The sequence below is a fragment of the Coleofasciculus sp. FACHB-712 genome (genome assembly GCF_014695635.1).
In the GTDB taxonomy this organism is placed as follows: domain Bacteria; phylum Cyanobacteriota; class Cyanobacteriia; order Cyanobacteriales; family FACHB-T130; genus FACHB-T130.
Window position 1 is genome coordinate 1 of record NZ_JACJOQ010000497.1, and the last position, 9,466, is coordinate 9,466.

General features: G+C 44.5%; 14 protein-coding genes and 1 pseudogene. 6 read left to right on the forward strand and 9 right to left on the reverse strand.

Annotated features, from left to right (window positions below):
- The 5 genes from H6F50_RS16450 to H6F50_RS16470 all read left to right on the forward strand — a co-directional run.
- Nucleotides 1-486 (forward strand): Uma2 family endonuclease (locus H6F50_RS16450; protein WP_190429527.1); only part of this gene is annotated, 486 nt, incomplete at its 5' end.
- Nucleotides 487-557: 71 nt separating this feature from the next.
- Nucleotides 558-938, forward strand: a complete 381-nt coding sequence (locus H6F50_RS16455) for a calcium-binding protein (RefSeq protein ID WP_190429528.1) — start codon at nucleotides 558-560, stop codon at nucleotides 936-938.
- Between the two features lie 13 nt (nucleotides 939-951).
- The gene (locus H6F50_RS16460; RefSeq protein ID WP_190429529.1) at nucleotides 952-1,293 is read left to right on the forward strand and encodes a 2Fe-2S iron-sulfur cluster-binding protein; all 342 of its coding nucleotides are present in this window, start codon (nucleotides 952-954) and stop codon (nucleotides 1,291-1,293) included.
- A 15-nt stretch (nucleotides 1,294-1,308) separates the two neighbouring features.
- The gene (locus tag H6F50_RS16465; RefSeq protein ID WP_190429530.1) at nucleotides 1,309-1,506 is read left to right on the forward strand and encodes a hypothetical protein; all 198 of its coding nucleotides are present in this window, start codon (nucleotides 1,309-1,311) and stop codon (nucleotides 1,504-1,506) included.
- A gap of 38 nt (nucleotides 1,507-1,544) precedes the next feature.
- Complete coding sequence (locus H6F50_RS16470; protein WP_190429531.1) at nucleotides 1,545-1,982, forward strand: hypothetical protein; 438 nt, start codon at nucleotides 1,545-1,547, stop codon at nucleotides 1,980-1,982.
- Nucleotides 1,983-2,042: 60 nt separating this feature from the next.
- On the opposite strand, the gene H6F50_RS16475 is transcribed toward H6F50_RS16470, so the two are convergent.
- The 9 genes from H6F50_RS16475 to H6F50_RS16515 all read right to left on the reverse strand — a co-directional run bounded on the left by H6F50_RS16475 (nucleotide 2,043) and on the right by H6F50_RS16515 (nucleotide 8,733).
- Nucleotides 2,043-2,327, reverse strand: a complete 285-nt coding sequence (locus H6F50_RS16475) for a DUF2470 domain-containing protein (protein WP_190410617.1) — start codon at nucleotides 2,325-2,327, stop codon at nucleotides 2,043-2,045.
- 26 nt (nucleotides 2,328-2,353) lie between these two features.
- The gene (locus tag H6F50_RS16480; RefSeq protein ID WP_190429532.1) at nucleotides 2,354-3,304 is read right to left on the reverse strand and encodes an alpha/beta hydrolase; all 951 of its coding nucleotides are present in this window, start codon (nucleotides 3,302-3,304) and stop codon (nucleotides 2,354-2,356) included.
- A gap of 215 nt (nucleotides 3,305-3,519) precedes the next feature.
- Nucleotides 3,520-4,455 (reverse strand): aldo/keto reductase, encoded by a 936-nt coding sequence (locus H6F50_RS16485; RefSeq protein WP_190429533.1) that lies wholly within the window; start codon nucleotides 4,453-4,455, stop codon nucleotides 3,520-3,522.
- A 70-nt stretch (nucleotides 4,456-4,525) separates the two neighbouring features.
- Entirely contained in the window at nucleotides 4,526-5,695 is a 1,170-nt protein-coding gene (locus tag H6F50_RS16490) for a pyridoxal phosphate-dependent aminotransferase (RefSeq protein ID WP_190429534.1), read from the reverse strand.
- A 245-nt stretch (nucleotides 5,696-5,940) separates the two neighbouring features.
- Nucleotides 5,941-6,762, reverse strand: coding sequence for an SDR family oxidoreductase (locus H6F50_RS16495; RefSeq protein ID WP_190429535.1), 822 nt, complete (start codon nucleotides 6,760-6,762; stop codon nucleotides 5,941-5,943).
- Nucleotides 6,759-7,187, reverse strand: coding sequence for a DUF1824 family protein (locus tag H6F50_RS16500; protein WP_190429536.1), 429 nt, complete (start codon nucleotides 7,185-7,187; stop codon nucleotides 6,759-6,761). The genes H6F50_RS16495 and H6F50_RS16500 overlap by 4 nt, the downstream gene beginning before the upstream one ends.
- 12 nt (nucleotides 7,188-7,199) lie before the next feature.
- On the reverse strand, nucleotides 7,200-7,685 hold the full coding sequence (locus H6F50_RS16505) for a glutathione peroxidase (RefSeq protein ID WP_190429538.1): 486 nt from the start codon (nucleotides 7,683-7,685) through the stop codon (nucleotides 7,200-7,202).
- A 41-nt stretch (nucleotides 7,686-7,726) separates the two neighbouring features.
- Complete coding sequence (locus H6F50_RS16510) at nucleotides 7,727-8,482, reverse strand: phosphatase PAP2 family protein (protein WP_190429537.1); 756 nt, start codon at nucleotides 8,480-8,482, stop codon at nucleotides 7,727-7,729.
- Between the two features lie 20 nt (nucleotides 8,483-8,502).
- Nucleotides 8,503-8,733 carry a hypothetical protein gene (locus tag H6F50_RS16515; RefSeq protein WP_190429539.1) on the reverse strand — a complete coding sequence of 77 codons (231 nt, stop codon included), beginning with the start codon at nucleotides 8,731-8,733 and terminating at the stop codon, nucleotides 8,503-8,505.
- A gap of 229 nt (nucleotides 8,734-8,962) precedes the next feature.
- On the opposite strand from H6F50_RS16515, the pseudogene H6F50_RS16520 reads away from it, so the two are divergent.
- Nucleotides 8,963-9,466: pseudogene (locus H6F50_RS16520) on the forward strand (flavin-dependent dehydrogenase); the annotation flags it as partial.

Sequence of the window (9,466 nt, forward strand, 5' to 3'; positions counted from 1 at the left end):
AATAGGCTGCTAGAACACTTGGTTTTCGCTTTAGCTGAGGAACTGAACCTCAATCTCAGAAGCGCTGGATCTCTCACTTGTAAGCGTCCAGACCTTCAGCGGGGTGTTGAACCAGATTCTTGCTTTTATATTCAAAATGAACCGCTGATCAGACAGAAAAGGGATATTGATTTAACGATTGACCCACCTCCTGACTTAGCAGTGGAGGTGGACTATACCAGCGCTTCTATTGACCGACTTTCAATTTATCTCGCTTTGGGTGTTCCGGAAGTTTGGCGTTCTGACGAACCTGTGATGCAAATTTATCAATTGCGAGACGGAGTGTATGTTCCTTGCACTGTCTCTCCTACTTTTGCAAATCTACCCTTAACAACAGAAATTCCAGGGTTTCTGGAAGAAAGTCTAAGAATTAGGGAAATCCCCATGATTCGGTCTTTTCGCGCTTGGGTAAGGCAGCAAATAGAGCATCGTGACGACAATTGTTGAGGAGAATTGAGGACGCGATCGCTCGAAAGATTTATTATATTCAAAGTTTAATTATCCGGAGCTAATGTCTTATGCCTAACGTTGAGGAAGACGAAATCCGAGAGAATCGCATTGCCATGGAAATAATCGTCGATGCCTATGACGAAGAAGAACAGGCGATGGGATGGTACTACTACCTTAACGATAATCTCAACTTCCCCTTTAAAGCTAAGTGGGTGAGAAAGGGAGGCAAATCATCCTCAACTGAAGGCAAAGAAGTTGAGGTAGTGGAAATGTCATCAGAAGATGAATGCTTGCACGATATGTTTGTGGAAGTGCTTTACAAAGATGCTACAGGTGAAGATACGTTCTCGGCTCGTTTATCAGAAATAGAACCGATTGATGCTGATAGCGAAACCTTGGAAGCAATCGCAGACTGGCACTATTGGCTTGACAGAGGATACGAGTTTTAAAGGAGTCGTTTTAATGGCAGTTTATCAAGTCCGGCTGGTAAATCCAGCGATCGCGCTTGACCGTACCATCTCCGTGCCAGACGATCAGTATATTCTAGATATGGCTGAAGATGCGGGCATTCGATTACCTTCTGGGTGTAAGCAAGGGGAATGTTCGGCTTGTATCGCCAAGTTGGTGAGTGGTGAAGTAGACCAAAGCGAACAAAAGTTTCTACGTCCAAAAGAACTAGAGGCTGGATACACAGTTACCTGTGTGGCTTATCCGCTGTCGAATTGCACTTTAGAAACCCACCAAGAACAAGTGTTATATAAATCGGCTCTTTACTTTCAGCCAGATACTGCTAAATCTGAATAATTTTTGTGCGAATGCTTGCAATATTTCGGACTTAGCAATCAGTCAGTTTTAACTAAAGATACAGATGGTTTTGTTGCCATGTTTTTAGGTGGCAATTTGGTTGAGCTTGCCGCTACAAAAGTATTTACAGGGAAGATTATTGAGTGCGATCGCGTGACGTATATGAAAAAGCCGAAAAATAAAATTTTTTTAAAAAAGAATACATTGTTTTGAAGAAATGAAGAGTGAAATAGCCAGTACGGAGGATAAAAATGAGCCGGTTACTCTACGAAAATTCAGTCTCTTATAAAGGATATCTGATCATCCCATTTGTTTTTGGAATGGCGGATGGTCAAAATATTTATTCCTATACTTTACTTTCTGAATTAGGGCATAAAGGTAAATTTCATAAATTGGAAAATCCGGCTGGTATTTATTCAAGTTGCATTGAGACGATTATTGAGGCTGCCAAAGAACATCTAGAGGAGAATTCAGATGTTTTTAGCCAAAACGATTATTTTAAAAATAGATACATTTATCAAGATAATTTGATTATTGTTTATCAATTAGCAAGTAAATATTTTTACGATCATTATAAATCTGATAACTTAAATAATGTTGCCGCGCCAAAAATATTTGGAACTGAACAAGAGTGCATTACCTGGATAAAAGAGGGACTAGATAAGTCACAGATTAATCAACAAGTTTAAATTTTACGAGCATAGAAGTAAGGTGGGCATTGTCCACCTTACTCAACGTTCTTTTTGGTACTATTTTGAATGAGAACGCGCTTGTTTCACCATTGCAATGAGCGTATGGTGAGCATCTTCGGCATCTTTGAGAATATGATCGAAGTGAATGCGTATCGGCACATCCGAACCTTTGACTTGTGCCATGAGATTCATGCCTTCTGGATCTACTGAAACCATTTCTGCCTTTGCAGCATCGGGAGAATTGCCATAAGTTTGGGCGTAAAGAACGACAGCATCAGCATGATCGTCGTTCATGTGAGCGCAAATGCGATCGCTTATTTCAGACGTTATTGCATCGGACATTAGATAGCATCCTCTGACGTAATTAATTAAGAATGTTTAGCGACAAAATTGGTAACTACATTGACAAATTCAACCGTTGACTCATAGGGTAGAACATTACGACCTAACATTTTGATACCCTCAGCGTTGGGTAAAGACTTCTGATAGTCAGCCAAGCGTTCATCGGGAGTTTCACCTTTGCCAGCTTGACTAATGCTGGATGCCGTGTCGCCGACGACTACTAGAGTGGGTTGAGAGATAGATGCGATCGCGTCTCGATAATCTTGCCGCCAAAACCCTGCTAGGAAGGAAAAAACAGCATGGCGAGTCTTTGGATCTGTCGCACCTTTCTCCAAAGTTTGCAGCCACTCCCGATCGACTGAATCAGCCTTTTCAAAGAGTTGTTTAGTTGAGAAAGAACGTAGGAACTGTTCGCGCCGCGCATAGCGATAAAAGGCACTCCCAAAAGGAGAGTCTAACAGATTCCAGGTAAGTTTTTGCCGCCAATTTGCTCTAGGTTTAGCAAGCAATGTCAAAGCGGGAGGGCCAGCCAGCACCAAGCCTCGAATAAAATTAGAATTCGTTTCTAGACGAACTAACTCAATTGCTACCGGCAGCAAAGCCCCTTGTACCACTACAATCACAGGTTTTTTGACTACAGTCTGCAAAAAATGTTGCAATTGCTGTGCCCAATCAAGAGGACTATAAGCCACATGAGGCATATCGCTCTCACCACATCCCAGTAAGTCTGGATTATAAATTGGATTCCGGCGACCCGCTTCATACCATTCTCGACAGAATCGCTGCCAAAACTTTCGGGATAATCCTACACCAATGGGATGAATTAATAGGAGGGGAGTCCCCTCATTTGTATTTGGATTAATTGCGGTATGAACTTCGTAGGCGCAGCGATAATTTTTCCAAGTGTAAAACTGCGTAGGAGTTACAGTTTCAGTTGCAGAAATTTGTAGATTTTGAGTTGAAGACAAGGGTTGCATAATTATCCAGAAAGCAATTAGGGTTAGGAGCATCCCAATCAGAGTAAAAACTCCTGATGGCTAAAATCGCGGATATACAAACGAAGCCTGATGAAAGCAGGTTTCAGTTTGTAGGCTTGTTTTTAGAAAAATGGGATACACTTTGCTCATTTTTTGGGTTGATGAGCTAAATTTTGAGTTAACTTAACAGTGCCTCCTGGCAAAGCTCAGCTCATCTATCGCTCGTAAGAATAAATATCTCCAGGCTGCTTGAATAGGGTAGATGAACGAGCGGAAAGCAATTGCAGATCGTCCTTATCTAGTTGAAAACTCAACGCTTCTATGTTTTTTTGGATCTGCTGACGATCTTGAGTAAAGCCTGAGATGACAGCCGCAACACCCGGCTGCTGCTTAACCCAGTTTAAAGCTACTTGAGAAATTGTTTTCTCATATTTTTTTGCCACCTGTGCCAACGTGTCTAGCATCTCTAAGACAGGTTGCCAGCCGCCGTGGGCGCGGATCATACTGTTGTAGTAGAAGCCACGGGCATGAGAGCCTTCGCTGGGGGGTGACGAGATGCCCCGGAACTTATCCGACAAGAAGCCGCCTGCTAGAGAACCGTAGGACAACAAAGCAATATTATGCTGGAGGCATAGACTTTGCATTGAGTTTTCTACGCGTCGGTCAATTAAACTGTATTGCACTTGATGAGTGCTAATTGTGGCGTATTGCAAAGCTTTTTCTAACATTGGCGTATTGAAATTAGTAACGCCAAGTTTGCGAATCTTACCTTGTTCTAAAAGTTCTGCGAACACCCTAAAAGTAGAGGCAAAATCTAATTCTGGATTGTGCCAGTGGATTTGTACGCAATCGAGAGTATCGCGCTGCAAATTGCGGAGAGAATTCTCAATTTTGCTGCGAATTTGTGTTGGATTCGGAATATTGTCGAAAAAGACGGCTTTGGTCAAAATGGTGCAGTCGCTTCCTTTGAGCAAGCGACCGAGAACACTTTCGCTGCGTCCGTAGATGTCTGCGGTATCAAAATGAGTAGTACCCAGCGCTAAGTAAATATCCAAAGCACGGGCAATATCGGTTTCTGGAATTCGTTTCCAACTGCGATCGTCGAGTTGCCAGCAGCCGACAATTAAAGAGGATTTTTCTTGACTATTCATGCTTTCCGTCAATATTCCTTGCAATTCATGGCAAAAAGGTGTAATTCTTCGCTAAATGCCCCCTTGACGATTATGCGCTTAAAATCGCTGACAAACCCCTCACGAATCGCCCAATCCCCTCGGCTGCGGTTTCTTTTTGCAGGGCACCATAGGCAACGCGCAGATAACACCCGTCTTCCATGCCAAAGGTTGTACCTGGAATAACCGCGACACCATGTTCGCGGATCAGTCTTTCTACCAAGTCCATTGCAGGTAATTTTGTATGGACTCTCAGCAGAAAATAAAAAGCTCCATCTGCTGGGGGAATGGTGCATAAATGTTGGATGCGATCGCATTCGTTGAGGACAATTTCTCGCACAGAGGCGATCGCTTCTAGCTTTTCCTTGCAGTAGTCTACTCCCGCTTGCAATGCTCCGAATGCGGCATACTGGGAAATAACCGGCGGACAAATCAAAATCGTATCCTGAATCTTCTTGACAGCGATGAGTAGGGGTTCTGGGATGACCATATAGCCGATGCGCCAGGACGCGAAACCGTAAGCTTTAGACAGCGAGAAGAGGGAAATTGTATGGGGGTGGCTGTCTGGAATCGCTGCTGGGGAAAAATGCTGCACGCCGTTGTAAGTAAAATATTCATAAGCTTCATCGCTGATGTGATAGATGCCGCGATCGCGACAAATTTGATTCACTTCGCGTAATGCAGCTTCCGAATACACGGCTCCTGTGGGATTATTAGGTGAAATTGTGACAACTGCCCGCGTTTTTTCGGTAATTGCTTGCCGAACCGCCTCCGGACGTAGTTGATAATTCTCATCCGTTGCGACCAGAATCGGACGACAACCCGCCATCGTAATTGCCATCTCTTGGTTGAAGTAATAAGGCGTTTGGAGAATAATTTCGTCGCCGGGATTCGCGATCGCTAACACCACATTCACGAACGCCATGTTACTGCCAGCCGTGACTACAATGCAGTTCTCAGCATTCATGTCAATCGCGTTCTCAAATTTTAATTTTTGAGCGATCGCCTCCAGCAACGGCGAGATACCTTGCACGGGTTTGTACTTGTGATTCTCTGGATCTGCCAGGAAATGGGACAGTTGCGCGATCGCTTCTGGCGGCGGACTATAATAAGCAACGCCTTGTCCCAAGGAAATCGTTCCCGGACAGCTACGAATCAATTCCCCAACAACGGGAATAATTGGCGACTGCACCGCCTGCATTCGAGAAGATTCGGTAAGCATACAAAACTCATCGTTCAGGGTTTATTGTGCGTATTTCATAATATTTAAAATTTAACAATTACCTTTTTCTTGTTCTCCTTTTCAAAGAAGTTTAGGAATCAAAGGGCAAATTGTACAAGCTTAAATCCCCTAGCCTACTTTAAACGGGAAAGTTGGAAATTTGCATACAGTGAAGCCGAGATTCCCGACTTCTCTAAGAAGTCGGGAATCTAAATCGATGGCCTCTCATAACTCCAATAAGATTGCTATATCGTTTCCGGATGACTCAATTGAAACCCGGCTGCTTTTAGCTTCTGAGTTGACACTCGCGCATTATAAGGTCGAACACTTTTCTGGGATGCATCCCAAGAAACATTGGGTAGATTATGTTGCTTGCACACGCGGTCAAGAAGTTCTCGATAAGTCAAATGTGCATCATCTACTAAATTATAAATCCCTTGGAATTTGTGCTTGCGGGCAAACTCGATAGCAGCAACAATGTCATTTAGGTGAATCCAATTTGTTGGGTCTTCGCCATTTCCTGGGCGAGTTGTACCAACAACTCGACTGAATATTTTGGATAATTCACGACCTGGCCCATGAATTCCCCCTAGACGAAGGATACAAACGCCTAACTTTTCAGTGGAAGCTGAGAGCAATATTTGCTCAGTATCACAGAGAATTCGACCATTTTGGTTAGCAGGTGTAACGGGTGATTCTTCATCCACCCATTCCCCATTTTTATCCCCGTAGACCGCATAACTTCCGGTGTAAATTAGCTGTCGCACCGAAGGAGTTTGTTTCAAGGCTGAGACTAAGCTATGGGCAGTTTTTAAATAAGTTTCTTCGTAAACATCGGCATTTTTTGCTCCAATACTCAGCAATACAGTATCCTGATTTTCCAGCACCGATTGTAGACCTGCCAAATCATCACCTTTTGTAAGGACGACTCGTTGGCCAACTGCTTCTAATTCTGAAATTCGTTCGGGAGAAGTTGTGGTTGCGGTGACAGTAAATCCTAACTCCTGACGCCAATATTGGGCAATTGTCTTACCCACATAACCACAGCCGATGATTGCAACGTTCATGAAAATTTCGATGTAAATAAATCTAAAGGTAAATGACCGTACATCTCGTTAATTCCGTCTTCATTCGCAGACTGGCAGGACACCAAAACTCCACGATGTTCTCCTATGTACGGATTGAGATAACACAAGTTAGTCTTGGGGTTAAATTTAATATAAACAGAGCCATCAATCGGTGCTAAATCTTTATTGACTTCATAACCTAAAGCCATTGCATAGGTTTTTAAAGCTTTAATCCCTTGCTCTGTTGTATCGGCACAAACCCCTAGTATTTGGTTATCAGAAAGCTCACTTACCAAAAGTAGCGCTTGGCGAATTGAATCTTTATCCGGTGCATCTTCACTGGAATCTATCCTTAAGCAGTCGAAAACTTTGAGGATTTTATGTGCTTCTTGAACGGTTAAGTTTGACAAATTCTGGACAGACATAAATTCCTTGACTTACTGGGCTAATTCCCGCTCAATCGCTGCAATCAATTCTGGTGAATCTGGCTTCACACTGCTATTAAATCGATCCACGACTTCACCTTGCTTACTGACTAAGAACTTCTCAAAGTTCCAAGAAACATTTCCCGTAGGCTGTACTGCACTGGTAAGCCGAGCATACAGCGGATGCTGTTCTTGACCTTTGGCATGAACTTTGTCAAACATCTCAAAGCTGATGCCGTAGTTGGTCGTGCAGAAATTCATAATCTCTTCATTGCTACCGGGTTCTTGCGCTCCAAAGTCGTTGCAGGGGAATCCTAGAACGCGCAATCCCTGATCCTGGTACTTTTGGTTTAACTGCTCTAATCCTTTGTACTGAGGCGTGTAGCCGCACTGGGAAGCGACATTCACGATTAAAAGTACCTTTCCGCCGTACTCGGAAAGTTGCTTATCTTCACCGTTGATAGTTTTTACTGCGATATCAGAGACTGTACTGCTCATTAATTTCATTCCTATACACCCTGATTGAGCTGTGTTTTCCCTTATCTGCGGTTAGCGATATTGGATTCTTCTTCGTTAGGGACGGGCGTTTTTTGACGGGCTGGCTTGTAATATTCTTGCCAAATTTCCAGGCTGAGGATACAGGTCATCAACCACACAATCCCTGCTGCATATCCAGCGACGACATCCGTAGGCCAATGGACGCCGAGATAAAGCCGACTCAGACCAATACCCGTAACCAATAGCAGTGTCCCGGTGGCGATCGCTATATGCCATTTACTCAACTGCTTGACCAGTAAATAGCCAAGTGCGCCGTAAACAACCATTGAAATCATCGCATGACCGCTAGGAAAGCTGTATTGACCCACATCAATGACCCGATCCCAAAGCGCCGGACGGGCGCGACCAAATACCACTTTGAGTAAATAGTTTAAGCCAACCGCACCCACTCCAGCGATCGCAAGTGTTATGGCTTGCCCTCGCCGACCGTCTCGGTACAGCCAAATCCCGAAGCCCAAGCAAATGACCAGCAACACCGTGGGTTCTCCCACAAATGTGAATCCCAGCATTAGCCGATCGAGCAGCGGCGCGTGCAGGCTTCTGATAACCACTAGAATTGCCGTATCAATGGCTTGGGTTTCTTTGTCTAAAACTTCGTCAGCAATTTGGGCAAATCCCCACAGCCCTAGGGCAGCAACGAATAGACCCGCTGCTGGAATCGTAAATAACAAGGGCAATATGTGCGATCGCCACCACTGCGGCAACGCGGAGATAACTCGCTTGGCAATTTCGCGCATGATCTGGCGGTTCTAATTTGCTAGAGGCTAGCCCAAGCTTGGGCAACGATGTCGCTAAGCCAGTGTCTTTGTGCCTGATCCAGCAGACTATCTTCTTCTAGCACTTGAGCGGTTAATTCGTCTAAAGACTGCCCCTCTTGACGGGCAATTTGAACGACTCCAGCGATCGCTGCTGCCACTAATTCTTCATCAACGGGCTTTTGCCGTAAGGCGACAATTTCTTGAGGACTGGCTGGGATGGGATAATTCATGGCGTAGGTCATAGTCTATGGGCGGGTTTAAAGGATTCATCGCTCAGGGCTTTCGTCGTGAGCGGTTCCCCGCCCGTCCAACAGTTGCACCCCTGTACATTAAGAAAATGAGAATTGTGTAAAGTTTTTTAATTGATTCTAAGCAATTCGTATCCGGAAGTTTAGCGCACTTTGACCCCGGTTCACTCTGTCTTTCTCAGGAATAGGTTCCCTAATGCAGATCGCCAATATGAGAGAAATACTTTACTTAGAAGTTCCTACCCCGGATATAGCCGCCGTCCGCGCCTGGTTACAACAAGAGTACGATCCAGGAGCAGGGGAGAAAATGCTCACGCCTGACGGTATCAGACTGCAATTTCCCAATCCTGAGAGTCTTAAGAAAACGGATACAACCCAAAATCCCGCAATTCCGCAACCCGAACTCTCAATTTTTATTTGGTCGGTGCAGCGAACCACGTATCTGAAGGTCTTCCGTTGGGCACAGCAGGCTATCCCCGATGAAAGCGAGATCCTGAAACAACTTACCTCCAATCTGAGAAGCCGGTTTCCCCAACAATATCCAGAACCACCGGCGATTGATTTGTCAAAGCAATCTATCTTTGAAGCTTTGGCTCACGATTACCCGGAAACCGTCCGCTTCTTTCAAAAAATGCCGAACGGGGAATATGACCTGAATCGCGTCTATTGGTGGGAGAAACGTTGGCGCGAGAGCGTTCGCAATCCGAAACAGCCA